This is a genomic window from uncultured Campylobacter sp., from assembly GCF_938018035.1.
GTDB lineage: Bacteria > Campylobacterota > Campylobacteria > Campylobacterales > Campylobacteraceae > Campylobacter_B.
Map to the genome: position 1 here is coordinate 1 of NZ_CALIJF010000077.1, position 14,971 is coordinate 14,971.

Consider the following 14,971-nt stretch of genomic DNA (forward strand, 5'->3'; position numbering starts at 1 on the left):
TGGATCCTTTAAATTTAGACGCGGTGCACGTGGCAAACAGTGTGAGAGAGCCGATCGAGCGGGTCTATAAAACGATAGTTTGCACGGCGGATCACGAATACGTCGTAGCCTGCTTGCAAGGCGATCTAAATCTGGATCTCAAGGCGCTCGCGCACATCTGCGGCGCGAAGCGTTGCGAGCTGATGGATTTGAAGGATTTACAAAAGGTCACGGGCTACATCAGGGGCGGCTGCTCGCCGCTTGGGATGAAAAAACACTTCCGCACCTTCATCGATGAAAAAGCGCTAACGCAGGATAAAATTTATGTTAGCGCAGGCGTGCGGGGAAAACAGATTGCCCTCGCGCCGAAGAACCTCGCAGCCGCAACCGAAGCGCAAATTTGTAAAATTACTCACAACTAACGAGGCGTTACTTTTGCCGCCGCTTCTGCAAGTAACATCGGCGGCAAGCTAGCCAAAATTTACGCTGCGAAATTTAGACTTTTAAAATTTGGCGTTGCGCCGTTTATTAAAACAAGCTCCTGCGCGCCGAGGAAATACAAATCAAATTAGTTTTATAAATTTTATTGTTAAAATTCTAAGTACCGCGCGCCGCAAATATCTTAAACGAGATGACGAGCACGCGGGGTGCGAAGCAAATCCTTTAAAGAGCATATTTTGTGCGTGATCTGTTTTGTTCGCTACAAAATTTAGCCTTTCGGCGCTCGCATTATTTGCGATAAAATTTTAAAATTTCATCGCAAATTTTATACGTCTCGCGCCTATTTTTTGAAAAGCTCAGAGACGTTTGGGGCTTGCTTTTCTTGCTCGCTGGCGGCGAAAAATTCCGCTTTGGCGAAGTTAAAAACGCTGGCGATGATGTTAGTAGGAAACATCTCGCAGGCGTTATTATAAACCGTAACGGCGCCGTTATAAGCGCGGCGTGCGGCGCTGATCTGCTCCTCGCACTCGCCTAACGCGTTTTGTAGCTTGGCAAACGATTCGTTAGCCTTGAGGTTCGGATACGCCTCTACCGCAATGCGGATCTGCCCCAAAAGAGCCGAAATTTCGCTATTTAGCTTAAATTTATCCGCGTTAGAAGCCGCGTTGATCGCCTGTGAGCGAAGTTCGCTAACGCGCGTTAGCACGGCGTTTTCGTGGCTCATATATTCGCGCGTGGTGCTAACTAAATTTGGGATGAGGTCATAGCGCTTTTTAAGCTGCGTATCGACGGTGGAGGCGATATTTCGTACCTGGTTGCGCTTAGCGATGAACGAGTTGTAAACGCCCACTAACGCCAGAACTAACAAAACTATGACGACTAATAAAATCAAAGCCGCATTCATTTTCTCTCCTTTTAAAGTGTTTCAATTAAAAATAAGAATATTTAGCTATACTTGCCATTTCTTTTCGCGTGTCAAGGTAGCTCAGCTGGTTAGAGCGCTGGTCTCATAAGCCGGAGGTCGAGAGTTCAAGTCTCTCTCTTGACACCAAAACATTATTTCGCGTCCAAGCGCCTTTTTACGATACTAAAAAGCGCGCCGCCTTTCGAATATATTTATTATTTTACAAAAAAATTCCTATAGTTTGGCTTTGTATTTGTTTATATTTGAAAATAAATATTTATAAATTCTTAAAAGCAAATGGTAAAATTACGCACTCGATACTTTTGGCTAAAATTTTACGGGAGGGATTATGAAATTTAAAGATTTTAAAGCTGTAAACTGTTCTAACTACGACTTTTTCACCGCCGAGGAGCTAAGCCATAAAGAATTTATCAGGCTTAGTTTTGACGAGTTTGCCCGCAAAAATCCAAACTCGAGCTGGGCGCTTAGCATCGACGATAGGAGCTTTGATTCGTTTCCAAATTTTACTCAAAAGCATCCAATTTGCTTGTCTGATTTAAATTTTAAAGATAGCATCTTTCAGTTTAGGATCTGCTCCGAAAACAGCGTCCAAAGCCTAGGACACCGTATTTTCACCTGCCTAGACGGCATCCACAAAGACTTCGTCGCAAGCGAGATCAAGCAAACCGACGAAGTGATGATGAAGCTAAAGACGGGCGTTTTGAAGGACTTTACCTGCGTCTCGAAGTGCGGCTGGTGGATAACCGATATCTGGCGCGATATGTATCCGGTGACGGATGAGAGCGAGAGCGAAAATTTCGTCGCGGATATGCTTGGTAGCGAGTTTTCGGCGCAAATGCGGCTCATAAACGAGCGGCTTTTGAGCGCGCAAAATAGCGGAGAGCTTGACGGGCTCATCGCCGAGCTAAGGACGCAGGAGTAAATTTTTAAAATTTTGCCCGCGCATTATTCTTGATGCGGTGAGCGAGCTCGTACGTCTTTGCGGAGAAATTTTAAAATTTGCCGCCTTAAATTTACCCCAGCTTGCCGTTTGTCGCACAACTATTTACGGGATACGGCGTGAGGCCGTAGTCTGCAGCTTCGACGTTCCAAAAGTCCAAATTCGCGCTGCGCGAGACGATATACTCAAAGCCCTTTTGATTTAGCTCGATCAAAATTTCAAATTCCTCGCCGTTTTTGCAGACGATACTTTCGAAAAAGTGCGAAAAGCAGGCGATCTTCGCGTTTTCTTTCTGCATCGATTGATTTAGCATGAGCTCCATGTTACTTAGAATTTTAAACACCGTCTGGCTCGTCTCAAACCTACCGAAGCGCGCGTAATACTTCGCTAAATTTTGCTCATTTAGCGTAACGGATTTGGTGCAGTTTTGCGTTATCTGCTCGTATATCACGCCGAAAAGCTCAATCGACGCGTTTTGATTATCTATCGCCTTGTTTTCGTGGTTTTCGATGACAACAAAGCCGTCTTTTATGCAAAATTTCTCGTTTTTATAGTAAAAGCTCACTCTTGCGATCTCTTGCTCGAAGCGCTTTTTATAAGTAAAAGGCAGATACATCGTAACGCCCATTTTATCGATGATTGCAGAGCTTTTGACGCCGCCGTCCAGCTCGTGCTGCATGAAGTAGCGGATGAAGCTGCCCTGTTCAATATCAAAGCTATTTAAATACTCGATCTTGTCCAGATACGCGCAGCGGTAGAGCCGCACGAACTCGGAATTTAGCGAGATATTGATCTCATCGGGGATGTCGCCGTATCTTTCACTTTGCGGCGCGTCGATGCGCTCTATGATATTCATCTGTTTTTCAACTTTGTCTTTTACGAAAATAGTGATTTTGACCTGCTGCATCTCATAAAAGCGCTTTATCGTCTCGGTAGCGCTTTTTGTGATGTCGGTCTTAAATTTTTTCGCTAGCTCCGATTTTTTGAGCGTCAGCGAAAAATCGCAGTTTTTTAGCTTGTTCTGCGAATACAGAAGATAAAGCAGCTCCTCATAAATCATCAAATGCGAGTAGGTCAAAAATGTATTATCCACGACTATGACATAATAACAGCGCGTTACAGAGTATCTTTTGTTGTCCTTTAAAAAGTCGTTGTAAATTTTTAGCTTGCTCGCGCTTTTCGATACCTTAAATACGTCGTAAGATTCTAAAAATATATTTTCCATATTCCGCCTTAGGTCAAGATACTTTTGAAATATTACACCATATTTGTTTTAAGTTATTTTAAATTTTATCTTAAGGATAAAAAATATTAGCGAGTAAAATAATTTATAAAATTTCAATCATATTTTTAATATCAGCTTAAATATAATAAAATAATTTATAAAAATAGATTTTTACGGTAAAATTTTATAGAAAAAATTTTAATATGAATAGAAAAATCTTTTTTTTAAACTAATATTAATAAATAAAGTTATATTATTTCTTTAAGAATAAGCATGCTTAAGATTAAATTTTATTAGGAAAGGACGGTTTGAAATGGAATTTCTTATTTTGACGCTATTTTTGATCAGCGGGCTTATATTATATTTTAAGCCGCAGAGGAAAAATTTAGCTACAGGCTGTGCGGCGGCAGGCTGCGTAATACTGATCGCGCTGGAGCTTTACGTAAATTTATGGGTCGTCGTGCCGATAGGCAACTTTTAGGAGGGCGATATGCAAAATTTAGAACAAAATCAAATTCCCGCCGCCGAGCGAGGATTTTTTAACCTAATGTCGCTAGCCATCATCGCCCTCGTGGCGCTTCCTGTCGGTATAGCCTGTTTGATACTGGGCTTTGGCATGGGAGATAGCCCGTGCGTTATGTGCTGGTCGGAGAGGATCACGATGATAGCTATCAGCCTTATTGCGCTTTTTATCCTTAGATACGGCCTAAGACCCGGCTACGTCGCAGCGCTTTTACTGATGGCTTGTTGGGGGATGTTTAACGGCTTTATCCATTATAGCCTTGACGGTACATTCGGCGGCTACCTCGACATCAAGCAGGGCTTCGGACTTGAAATTTTAGGCGCACACACGCAGCTTTGGGTCATCGTCGTAGATTTTTGCGTAGTCGCATTTTTGGCGGTCATATTTTTATGTAGCAAAAATTTAGGCGAGATAATGAAAAAGAGCACGAGCGGCGAATACGGCGAGTTTTTGCGCTATCTGCCTCTCGGCAAGATCGCAAATTTAATCTTCATCGTCATCATCGCCGCAAACTGCGCGCAGGCTTTCATCGTCTCAGGCCCGCCGCCGTATCTGGGCTCTAGTACGCCGGCTAGGCTAAGTCTTGATCCTGCAAAATGGTTTTGGGAAAAAGATCACTGGCAAAGCGCGCTTGATTTTAGATTCGATTGGAATCCGGAGCTTCCGGATCTGCCAAACTAAGGAGCAAAAAGATGAAAAAGCTGATGATTTTTATGGCGCTAGCGGCTCTGGCGTTTGGGTTTGAGTTTAATCTCGATAGCAAAGCGGGCGCGCTTGAGGGCGTGAAAGAGCTCGGCGTGCCGAGTGCGGAAGTGAGTTTAAACTTACAAAACGACGCGCCGATTACGGGGGCGGACTACGACGCAGATAAAAAGCAGTTCGCGCTGGTTTCTAAAAATAACGAATTTTACGTTGCGGACGAAAATTTAAAGCCGCTTAGATACGGCAAGCACGATCGTCACTTTATAATGGAGATGGAGGCGACCGTGGGTGCTACGTGGTATAAAAACGAGCTTGGCATGATAAGTTTTAATAAAACCTTCATCTTTTATGAGCCTACGGATGGGCTGGGCGCAGAGGAGCAAAACAGCCAGTGGAGGCATTTGAGCGAGGGCTGGGATAAATGGAAGCTAAACGATCTCGGCAACAAAGGGCGCTTCTCCACGCTTCGAGCGAAGCAGCAATATATCCTCGGCTGGGATTACGACGCGGCTGCGAATAAATTTATCGTTGCGTCCGTGCCTAATGACGTGAGGGATTATTGGAGCGTGGCAGTGTTTGACGGCGACGATAAGATGATTTTGGAGGAATTTATTCCGCAAATCGGCTCAAATTTAAAGCTAAAAGAGAGCAGGAGCCTAGGCGAATACTACGTCACGGGTATCGACGCTCAGCCTGACGCCGTTTATCTTTTGAGTAAAAATTTCTCGACCATTTTAAAGCTAAATTTACAAACGCATGCAATTGAGGATGCGTATAGTTTTAGCGGAGCGGCAAACGCGAGAGCGCTTGCGGTGAAGGACGGCAAATTTTATGTTTTTTCGCGTGAAGGCAAAGAAAATAAAGTTTTCATATACGATATGAAATAAAGCCCACATTTAAGGAGAAGAGATGCAAAGACGTTCTTTCTTAAAAGGCGCGGGAGCGGCTCTAGCTACGGCGGGAACCTCTCCAAGCCTATTTGGTATGGAGCAGTTTGAGGTGGATTTCAAACTGAAATCCTATAAAAACGAGCAGGGCGTAGAGTATCACTATCTCACCTGTCCTAGAAACTGCCGCGACGCCTGTTCGATGATCGCAGAGATCAAAGACGGCAAGATGGTTAGCATCAAGGGCGATCCGAAGCACCCTCTAACGCAAGGCACGGTCTGCGTCAAAGGTCATACCTACGCAATGCATCTATACAACGCCGATCGTATAATGTATCCGATGAAGCGCGTCGGTAAAAAGTGCGAGGGTAAATGGGAACGCATAAGCTGGGATCAAGCGCTAAAAGAGATAGCCGCGAAGCTTACTGAGATCAAAGCAAAATACGGCGGCGAGGCGCTGACGGAATTTGTCTATTCGGGCAACGAAGGGCATATCTCAAAGACGATCGCGCCGGGAAATTTCTTTGAAAAATACGGCGCTACGAGGCTTGTGCGCAACCCGTGCGACTGGCCGCGCTATGCGGGCACGCCGAGCGTCATCGGCACGGATTTTTCAAAAGACGCGCTGGAAGTCGATGAGAGCGATATGTATATCAGCTGGGGTTCAAACGAAGCCTATACGGCGGTGCACTGGATTAGATTTGCCCACCGCGTCAAAAAGCGAGGCGGCAAGATCATCGTCATAAATACGATCAGAATTCCGCTCGCAAACCAGGCCGATATGTTTATCCAGCTAAAGCCTTCAAGCGATCCGGCATTTTGTCTAGCGGTCTGCAAATTTTTGATAGAAGAAGATCTATATGATCATAAATTCGTAGAAAAATATACAACCGGCTTTGAAGATCTAGTACATGAGTGCTCACTCTACACTTATGGCGAACTATCTGAAATGTGCGGAGCAAGCGTCGATCAGATCAAAGTCTTTGCGCGAGAATACGCCCACGCCAAAGCGCCTGCCATTATGCACGGCGACGGCGGTCAAAGACACTTTAACGGCGCAAGGCTCGTGCGAGCGGTTACTTTCTTGCCGGTACTTACGGGCTGCCTTACAAAACTTGGTGGCGGATTATTCTGGGCTTACGTGCACGTAAAGGGCTGCTTTAACTTCGATAACTGCATGCCAGATCTTTCGCCGAAAGATGCGGAAGGCAAAAAGATAGAGCGCCAGCAAATAAGCTATATAGAATTTGGCAAAGGTATCCAAAAGGAAAATCCGACCTATCTAGGTAAGCCGATAAATACGGTAATTCGAGCCTGTATCAACTATAACTCAAATTTGATGGTAACGGCGCCCAATACGAATTTAATCAAAAAACGCGTGATGGACGACGATTTTTTCTTGATAGTCATCGATCCTTACGATACCGACACCTGCGATTACGCAGACTACGTATTGCCGGGCGTTACCTTTATGGAGAGCGAGGATATTCAAAACGATCAAATTTCAGGCTACGTCTGCTACAACGCCCAAAGCGTCAAGCCGCTGGGCGAAGCCAAGACGAATTTGGAATTTTTTAACGCTCTAGCCAAGGCGATGGGATATACCGAGGAGTGCTTCGACTGGGATAGCGAGACGGTTTGTAGAAGGTTTTTAGATACGGAATTTGCCAAAAAGCAAAATATCACCTACGAAAAGCTAAAGAGCGTAGGCTGGATTAAGCCGTTTAGGACTCCTGAGACGATGAAAGATCAGTTTCCTTACTACCCTTATGCGCCGAAGGATAAGCTTGTATTCGGTACTAAAAGCGGCAAGTGCGAGCTCTACTCTGAGACATTCAAAGAGGCAGGTTATCATCCAGTGATCGATCTTGATGACGATTGGGATTATTACCGAGCACATAAGAGTTTCGGCGACGGTTATCTCAAAAAATATCCGCTTTATTTTATGACGCCGGGCACGCAGCTTCAGGATAACTCAAACTGGGGTAATATGCCTTACATCCTAAAACGCGTCATCGTAAAGGGCAACGCCGAGCTATTTATGACGCGCGAGGATATGCTGGCGCGCGGTATCAAAGAGGGCGATGCGGTTGAAGCCACGAATGAAAAGGGCACGGCGATATTTACGGCGGTCGAAACTAATCAAATGCAGCCAGGCATCGTCTATGCATGGAATAATATCTGGGTCAAAGTCACCAAATCTCGCACGGGAGCAAATATCCTTTGCTCGGACGGAGTGAGCGATTTGGGTAACGGATCGACCTATACCGCAAGCTTTTGCGAAGTAAAAAAAGCTGCAAAACAGGAGGCATAAAATGAAACGAAAACAAGGATTTTTATTTGATTACAACTTTTGCATAGGTTGTAAGGCGTGTGAAATTTCATGTCAGGTCTATCATAACCAAGACCCCGACATCAACTGGCGCCACGTCGATATGATGCTCATCCATGAAGACGAGATCGAAAAGGAAATTTTCATCACGCATTCATGCCATCACTGCGAAGAGCCTGCGTGTATGGATGTTTGTCCCGTGGGAGCTTACATTAAGCTCGAAAATGGCGTAGTTCAGCCGCTGCACGATAAATGCATCGGCTGCGGATACTGCATCGTAGCCTGTCCTTACGGATCGATAACCAAAGGTAAAGACGGCAAAGCGCAAAAGTGCAACCTCTGTGCCGAGAAGCTCGAGCGCGGCGAGGAGCCTGCGTGCGTAGCGGGCTGTCCTTGCGACGTGCTAAAGCTAGTCGACGCGGGCGTGAGCGATAGCGCGGGGATGGAGAAAGAGATGCCGGGCTTTAAGCGCTTTTTTACAAAACCAAACATTCGCTTCTATCCTCGCATGAAGCGCAATGAGTTTATCCACTAAGGATAAAAAGATGCGTAATTTAAAGCAGAGCCTTTGCGTCGAGGACTTTTTGAGGCAAGTATTTTTGGTGCCTCTTACAGGTGAAAATTTGAACGAGCTTTTAAATTTGACACAGGATTTTGCGCCTAAGCTTAAAGAGCATAAGCTTATCCTTGAATTTGCCAAATGCAAAAGCGAGCCAAGCTTAATCGATGAAATTCGCTACGAATTCAATAGGCTCTTCGTAGGTCCTAAGCGCCCCAAAGCCGAGCCTTACGAGTCGGTGTATTTCGACTATCAAACGATGTTTGGGGCAAAGACGATGCAGGTGCGAAGCTTTTACGAAAGCTCAGGGCTAAGGCTCGAGGACGCGCAGCTTGATAAATTTCCCGACGATTTCATCGGGTACGAGTTGCAATATCTTTATTTTCTAAGTTTTAGCGCGCTAAAGGCGGAGGATGAGGCTAAATTTAACGAAATTCTGCGCAAAAAAGCGGAATTTATCGCCGCTCATCCGTCGCAGTGGTTTTACAAATTTGCCGCTCGTTGCGACGAGCACGCAAATTTAGACGTTTGGAAGAACTTCGGGGGCTTTTTAAATCTCTATCTAAATAGCGAGATGAACGCGCTTAAAAGTGCGCTAAAAGATTCTGAAATTTTTAAAAATTTAAAGGAATGACGATGGTACAGACGACTTGGGGATGGCTCATAGTCATCTATTTGTTTTTAGGCGGTTTAGGCGCCGGGGCGTTTTTGTGCTCGGCTTTGGCTTACAAAGGCTTTTTGGGCTCATTAAACGAGAGGTTTTATAAGTTCGGCTTTCTGCTAGCACCCGTTGCGGTAATAATAGGAACCGCGCTTTTGCTATTTGACCTGGCGCCGAGCGCTGCGATAAATCCTCTTAAAATTTTGCAGCTCTATACGCGTCCGGTTTCGATGATGAGCATAGGTACGTATCTACTTACGTTTTTCATCGTGGTTAGCGTATTGGTGCTTTTGCAGATCAAAAAGAGCGGTAAAATTTGCGACATGATGCTCACGCTCGGAGCCATTCTGGCGCTTGGAGTGATGGGATATACGGGGCTACTGCTTTACGTCGTAAAGGCGATTCCGCTTTGGGCTAGCGTGTGGCTACCGATTTTATTTACGATCTCCGCGATCTCTACGGGGCTTAGTGCGAACGCCGCCGCTACGCTAAATGCAGGGCACGGGCTAAGCCACTGCGCGCATAAATTTCACGTCGTATTAGTCGCGCTTGAGATTGTTGCGGTGCTAGCGCTGTTTGCGAGCGTGAGAAGTGAGGCTGCAGGCATGGCTAGCGTAACTAAGATAGTCAGCGGCTCGCTTGCGCCGATGTTTTGGATAGGCTTTGTCGTGTTTGGGCTTGCTTTGCCGCTGCTAGGCGGAAGCAAATTTATGCTTCGCAGCTGTAGCGTGAATGCAGACGGTAGCGTCTGCGTGCACGGCGGCGAGGAGGTAAAAAGCTGTGTTTATAACGAATACGGCGTGCTTGTGGGCGGCTTTTGTCTAAGAGCGTTTATCGTGCTGGGTGCGGTTTATATATTTTAACTCCTCCTTTCTGATACCGGTCGGGCGCAAGTCCGACCTTATTAAATTTTAACTTTAAATTGTGATTTTTTCGATAGACCACCAAAAAGCGACACGGCACTACACAACTCTTGACTTTAAAATTTGGGTTAGAAACTAACCCAAATTTGACAAGCACACCATTAAATTTACGCTTAGTCAAATTTGATATCTTTGATGCTTCTATATCCTCTGTGAAGTATTTTAGAATTTCTATAAATTTAGCCTCAGAAATTCTTGAACGGACTATATACTTATTTTTTAACTTCGTTACGCTCGTTACTTTTCAAAAACATAGTTCTCATCGCAACTTATTACTTCTTTCTTTATATGGGTTTAAGTTAAAGAGAGCCTAATGAAAATTGGCAAAAGTATAAAATTATCTTATTGGTGCACCTTTCATGCAGCCTAAATTTAAATGCTCGCCGAGATAAAATTCGCTCTTAATTGCCGGCAATTAGGTGAGCGTCTTGGCTAGTCTAAAACACAAAAGCTCATTTTATAGTATAATTTTCTCAAAAATACAAAAGGTCATTCATGCTTAAATATTTAGAGCTAGGCGTTTGCGGCACGGATTTAAAGCCCTCGCATCCTTTTATTGGCTCGGCGATCAGGGGTGCTTTTGGATACGCTCTTAGAAAGGCTAGCTGTCCTTTCGTAAGTGCAAGCTGCGAGAAATGCGACATCTTCGGCGAATGCGTATATAATGAATTTTTTGAAAATGTATCCGATACGCCAAATTTTAGGCTCGATATTAATCTTAATCAAAAGAGCTTTGATTTTAAAATTTTACTTTTTGAGCATGCCGCGCGCTACCTGCCTCACGTCGCTATCGCTATTGCAAATATGCAAGAAATCGGGCTTGAGGTAAGTAGGCGCAAGTTTAAATTTTCAAATTTTACCCTAAACGGCGAAATCGTAGAGCCTAAATTTCTGCTTTCAAATGAGCCTAGGCCGCTAAATTTCACGCCCGATTTTGCTGCGGGCGATTATGAAATTTCGCTTCTTACTCCGCTTCGTATGAAGCAAAAAAACATCCTCGTCCGCCGCGAGATCGACTTTAAGTCCTTTATTCGCCAAATCGCTATGAGATTTGAGAACATAACGGGCGAGGCTATAGATAAATTCGAGGTAAAATTCCGCCGCTTCGAGCAGGATTTGCGCTTTTACGACATCAATCGCTACTCAAACCGCCAGCATACTAAAATGCAATTTGGCGGCGTGATCGGACAGATGCGAGTTTTCGGACTTGATGAGCGCTCGGCAAAGCTTTTGCAACTGGCTCAAATTACCGGAGTCGGCAAAAGCACGGTTTTCGGACTGGGCAAGATAAGGGTGGCGCGGATTTAAATTATACCGTAGAATTCAAATTTTGCCGCGAGTTACAGGGCGAATAAATTTTGCCGCAGGATTTAAATTTCGCCGCGGGCGGCGCATTTTGCGCGATATCTACTAGCTAAATGCAATGACGAGGAGGCGTCATGTTTGATCTAAGCTTAGAGGATATTTTTACAAATAGCGCCTTTGAATACGCGCTAAAAAGATTAAAGTGCACCGCTTTGGGGCTTGACGGGCTTGGCACGGAAGATATTTGTTCGGACGTATTTTATGCTGAGCTAAAGAGCGAAATTTTTAGCCTTTCATATTCGCCGCAGCCCTTAAAACGAGCCTTTATCCCAAAAGAAGCCAAAAACGAGCTTCGCAAGCTCGCCGTGCCCTCGCTAAAAGATAAATTTGCGCAAAATATCCTCACTCGCGAGCTTTCAGGCTATTTTGATAAAAGCTTTTCAAACCGCTCTTATGCTTATCGAAACGGCAAATCCTATGCTAACGCGATCTTTCGCGCTCGCGATTTTTTTAAAATTTTCAGCTTTGCCGTCAAAACCGACATCAAAGATTTCTTTGAAAATATCGATCACGAAAAATTGCTTGAAATTTTACGCGCGAATATCCGTGACGCTCGTATCATTAGACTCATTGAGCTTTGGATCAAAAACGGAATTTTCGAGCGCTTTGATTACCGCGCTCATGCAAAAGGCGTTCATCAAGGCGACGTCCTAAGCCCGCTTCTTTCAAATATCTACCTAAATCAAATGGATAAATTTTTAGAACAAAGCGGTACCGAGTTCGTTAGATACGCCGATGATTTCGTTATGTTCTTTGTTTCATATGAAGCCGCCGAGAGAGGGCTCGCGCGCCTGAAAGATTTTTTAAAAACCATAAGCTTATCTCTAAACGAAACCAAAACCTCCATTCACGGCAAAGATAGCGAATTTGTCTTTTTGGGTGTAAGCTTTAAAGGCGCAAATTTAAGTATCGGCGAGGAAAAATTTAAGCGCATTCTAGCCAAACTTGCAAGCTTGGCGAAAAAGCAGGCGATAAGCCAAAGCGTAGAAAATTTAAACGCCTACATATATCATCTAAAGGCTATCTCGCTTAAACTTTTCTCGCCCTCGCAAAAGGATAGATTTTGCTTGCATTTTGGCGAGGTCGTAACGAGCCTAATACGCAGATTTCTAAAAACCGCAGACAAGCGGACGTTAGCAGAAGCTTTAATAAACCTAAACTTCCCCTACGAGCTAGGCAAAACGGCTAGAAAGACCAAAATTCTAACCTACTTTAAAAACGCCAAACATCCCGCCATAAAATCCGTCCAAAACGCCCTTGAGGCTAAAAAGCGCGAATACCTAAAAACCTTCTCGCAAAGCTCCGTCATCCACATCACGACGCCGTTTTATTTTTTAGCTTTGTCTCAAGGCAAATTCGTCCTAAAAGACAAAGGCGTTATCAAGCATAAATTTCCTATAAATCAAATTTCGCAAATCATCATAAACGCTCAAATTTCGCTTAGCTCCGCCGTCATCAAAGAGTGTGCCAAAAAGAAAATTTCCATAAATTTCATCGACGAAAAGACAAATCTCAGCTACGCCACGCTCATTAGCGCAAATTCCGCCATCTCTAAAACCGCCGCCTCGCAGATCTCGCTGCTAAAAACCAAAAGACCGCTTCGCATCGCTCAGCAGTTCATCATCGGTAAGCTAAAAAATCAGATCAACTATCTAAAATATCTAGGCAAATACCATAAAAATCTAGGCGCCGAAATTAAAGCGATGCAAGAAATTTTAAAGCTTCGCGTCCCTGGCGCCGCAAGCGTAAGCGAGCTTATGGGCTTTGAAGGAAGCGCCGCAAACTCCTACTGGCAGGCTATCGCAAAGGTGATCGACTACGAGTTTGGCTTTAGTGCGCGAGTGACGCAGGGTGCTACCGACGTCGTAAATTCCGCTCTAAACTACGGCTACGCGATCCTCTATTCAAAAATTTTAAAATCCATCGCCGCTGCGGGTCTCTCGCCCCACGTTTCCTATCTACACGCACTCGATGAACAAAAGCCCACTCTCGCCTTCGATCTCATCGAGGAATTTCGAGCCTTCATCGTCGATCGCGCCGTAATTTCGATGGTCAATAAAAACGAGCCCTTTGAGATAAAAGACGGGCTCCTGTCCGTTTCGACCAGACAAAATATCGCCAAAAACGTAAACGAAAAGCTCTTCGCTTATACCGAGTATCGCGGCGAGAAGCTAAAAGCGCAGGATATCATAGATAAGCAAGCCTACGCCCTAAAACGCGCCGTAACCCAAAACGAAAAATATAAGCCTTTCATCGGGAGATTTCAATGAATTTAATCATCTGCTACGACGTCTGTGCGACTAAGCGCCGCAACAAACTCGCCGCCTTATTAGAAAGCTACGGGCTGCGGGCGAACTACTCAGTATTTGAGCTAGACGTTTCCGAGCGGATTTATGCCGAGCTAAAACAGCGCATCGCGCGCATAATCGAGCCTAAAACCGACAAAGTGCTATTCTACCGCATCTGCAAAACTTGTATGGCTAAAAGCGAGAGCCTAGGCGAAGGCGAGATATTTCGCTCTCCTGATACCTACGTCTAAGTCCCATTTTTAGGGATTTGATTTTCGGACTTTTTTAAATTTCAAAATGCCGAGTCTAGCGCACTTTTATATTTTATTAAGTTTCAAAATATCCGCAAACTTAAAATTTCATCTGCTCTAAAAACCATTTCTCGGACTTCCGCTATTTAGCCTATTTTTAAAGCCCCATTTTTATGGCTTTTTACGTTTGCGGAATTTGGCAGAAATTCGAAAAAGTCTAAAATTTTAATTTTTGCGTTTAGATTTTCAGACTTTTGCGCTTACGCAAAGACGCTTAAATCCACACTTTTAAGCCCGCCCTAAGCAAAAACCTCGAAATTTGAAATTAATTTTTTGCCCCTTTCTCGGACTTTTTCGCGTTTTGTGATATAATGGCGCTTCCAGATAGTTCTTTAAAAACTCATTGTTAATTTTAATGCGTTTTTTGGGCTATCTGATTAGAATTTCCCCGATTTAGGGGATTGAAACCGTTCCTGAAGCTCATTTTATCTCCTTGATAAAAAATCTGATTAGAATTTCCCCGATTTAGGGGATTGAAACCCTCACGGCTTGATCTCTTAAACTCAGAAGTATCAAAATCTGATTAGAATTTCCCCGATTTAGGGGATTGAAACATGAAGTAGATATTCCATTCTCTCTGGCATTACTCGTTCTAATCTGATTAGAATTTCCCCGATTTAGGGGATTGAAACTTGCTTCCGTCGCCAAGGTCTTTCAACTCTAAGGAAAAAAGATCTGATTAGAATTTCCCCGATTTAGGGGATTGAAACACCTTTTTCATAAACTTCTCTACTAAAGCCAAATGATCTGATTAGAATTTCCCCGATTTAGGGGATTGAAACAATCTTTGCGTTTAAGAATCTCATTGAAGATAATTTTTTTATCTGATTAGAATTTCCCCGATTTAGGGGATTGAAACTTCCTGAATGTCATTTCTTCTCCTTTTAGAAAAAATAAAAAAATCTGATTA

The 14,971-nt window shown here is 44.1% G+C and carries 14 protein-coding genes, 1 tRNA gene, 1 pseudogene and 1 CRISPR repeat array; of the genes and pseudogenes, 13 read left to right on the forward strand and 3 right to left on the reverse strand.

The genetic code is table 11. The features are described 5' to 3' along the window. A partial coding sequence (locus Q0257_RS02365; protein WP_298021096.1) for an aminoacyl-tRNA deacylase occupies positions 1-401 on the forward strand: 401 nt, incomplete at its 5' end. Positions 402-760: 359 nt separating this feature from the next. Here the strand turns inward: Q0257_RS02365 and Q0257_RS02370 are convergent. Further along, entirely contained in the window at positions 761-1,324 is a 564-nt protein-coding gene (locus tag Q0257_RS02370) for a LemA family protein (protein ID WP_297941715.1), read from the reverse strand. A 70-nt stretch (positions 1,325-1,394) separates the two neighbouring features. Here Q0257_RS02370 and Q0257_RS02375 point away from each other — a divergent pair. After that, positions 1,395-1,471, forward strand: a tRNA-Met gene (locus tag Q0257_RS02375). A gap of 202 nt (positions 1,472-1,673) precedes the next feature. Further along, a complete protein-coding gene (locus Q0257_RS02380) occupies positions 1,674-2,267 on the forward strand; it encodes an effector protein (RefSeq protein ID WP_298021099.1) in 594 nt (197 codons plus the stop codon). 91 nt (positions 2,268-2,358) lie between these two features. Here the strand turns inward: Q0257_RS02380 and Q0257_RS02385 are convergent, their stop codons facing one another. Further along, positions 2,359-3,510 (reverse strand): hypothetical protein, encoded by a 1,152-nt coding sequence (locus tag Q0257_RS02385; protein ID WP_298021102.1) that lies wholly within the window; start codon positions 3,508-3,510, stop codon positions 2,359-2,361. Between the two features lie 313 nt (positions 3,511-3,823). Here Q0257_RS02385 and Q0257_RS02390 point away from each other — a divergent pair, with 313 nt between their 5' ends. The 7 genes from Q0257_RS02390 to nrfD are packed head-to-tail and all read left to right on the forward strand — an operon-like array spanning position 3,824 to position 10,037. Beyond that, a complete protein-coding gene (locus Q0257_RS02390) occupies positions 3,824-3,991 on the forward strand; it encodes a hypothetical protein (protein ID WP_298021106.1) in 168 nt (55 codons plus the stop codon). A gap of 9 nt (positions 3,992-4,000) precedes the next feature. Then, the gene (locus Q0257_RS02395; protein WP_298021110.1) at positions 4,001-4,714 is read left to right on the forward strand and encodes a disulfide bond formation protein B; all 714 of its coding nucleotides are present in this window, start codon (positions 4,001-4,003) and stop codon (positions 4,712-4,714) included. A gap of 11 nt (positions 4,715-4,725) precedes the next feature. Then, entirely contained in the window at positions 4,726-5,622 is an 897-nt protein-coding gene (locus tag Q0257_RS02400; protein WP_298021113.1) for a hypothetical protein, read from the forward strand. 22 nt (positions 5,623-5,644) lie between these two features. After that, positions 5,645-7,936 (forward strand): molybdopterin-dependent oxidoreductase, encoded by a 2,292-nt coding sequence (locus Q0257_RS02405; protein WP_298021115.1) that lies wholly within the window; start codon positions 5,645-5,647, stop codon positions 7,934-7,936. 1 nt (position 7,937) lies between these two features. After that, a complete protein-coding gene (locus tag Q0257_RS02410) occupies positions 7,938-8,489 on the forward strand; it encodes a 4Fe-4S dicluster domain-containing protein (protein ID WP_298021118.1) in 552 nt (183 codons plus the stop codon). A 10-nt stretch (positions 8,490-8,499) separates the two neighbouring features. Further along, complete coding sequence (locus Q0257_RS02415) at positions 8,500-9,147, forward strand: molecular chaperone TorD family protein (protein ID WP_298021121.1); 648 nt, start codon at positions 8,500-8,502, stop codon at positions 9,145-9,147. Positions 9,148-9,149: 2 nt separating this feature from the next. Continuing rightward, positions 9,150-10,037: an NrfD/PsrC family molybdoenzyme membrane anchor subunit gene (nrfD, locus tag Q0257_RS02420; protein ID WP_298021124.1), complete on the forward strand. Its 888-nt coding sequence runs from the start codon at positions 9,150-9,152 to the stop codon at positions 10,035-10,037. Positions 10,038-10,212: 175 nt separating this feature from the next. Here nrfD and Q0257_RS02425 read toward each other — a convergent pair. Continuing rightward, positions 10,213-10,305 (reverse strand): annotated as a pseudogene (locus Q0257_RS02425) (IS1595 family transposase); the annotation flags it as partial. Between the two features lie 287 nt (positions 10,306-10,592). Here Q0257_RS02425 and cas6 point away from each other — a divergent pair. From cas6 to cas2, 3 genes are all read left to right on the forward strand, one after another. Then, positions 10,593-11,405, forward strand: a complete 813-nt coding sequence (gene cas6, locus Q0257_RS02430) for a CRISPR system precrRNA processing endoribonuclease RAMP protein Cas6 (RefSeq protein WP_298021126.1) — start codon at positions 10,593-10,595, stop codon at positions 11,403-11,405. Positions 11,406-11,536: 131 nt separating this feature from the next. Beyond that, on the forward strand, positions 11,537-13,732 hold the full coding sequence (gene cas1, locus Q0257_RS02435) for a CRISPR-associated endonuclease Cas1 (RefSeq protein ID WP_298021129.1): 2,196 nt from the start codon (positions 11,537-11,539) through the stop codon (positions 13,730-13,732). Beyond that, positions 13,729-14,001, forward strand: a complete 273-nt coding sequence (cas2, locus tag Q0257_RS02440; RefSeq protein WP_298021132.1) for a CRISPR-associated endonuclease Cas2 — start codon at positions 13,729-13,731, stop codon at positions 13,999-14,001. Before cas1 ends, cas2 begins: the two co-directional genes overlap by 4 nt. Positions 14,002-14,432: 431 nt before the next feature. Continuing rightward, positions 14,433-14,920: a CRISPR direct-repeat array (repeat unit 37 nt; unit sequence ATCTGATTAGAATTTCCCCGATTTAGGGGATTGAAAC). Positions 14,921-14,971 lie beyond the last annotated feature (51 nt).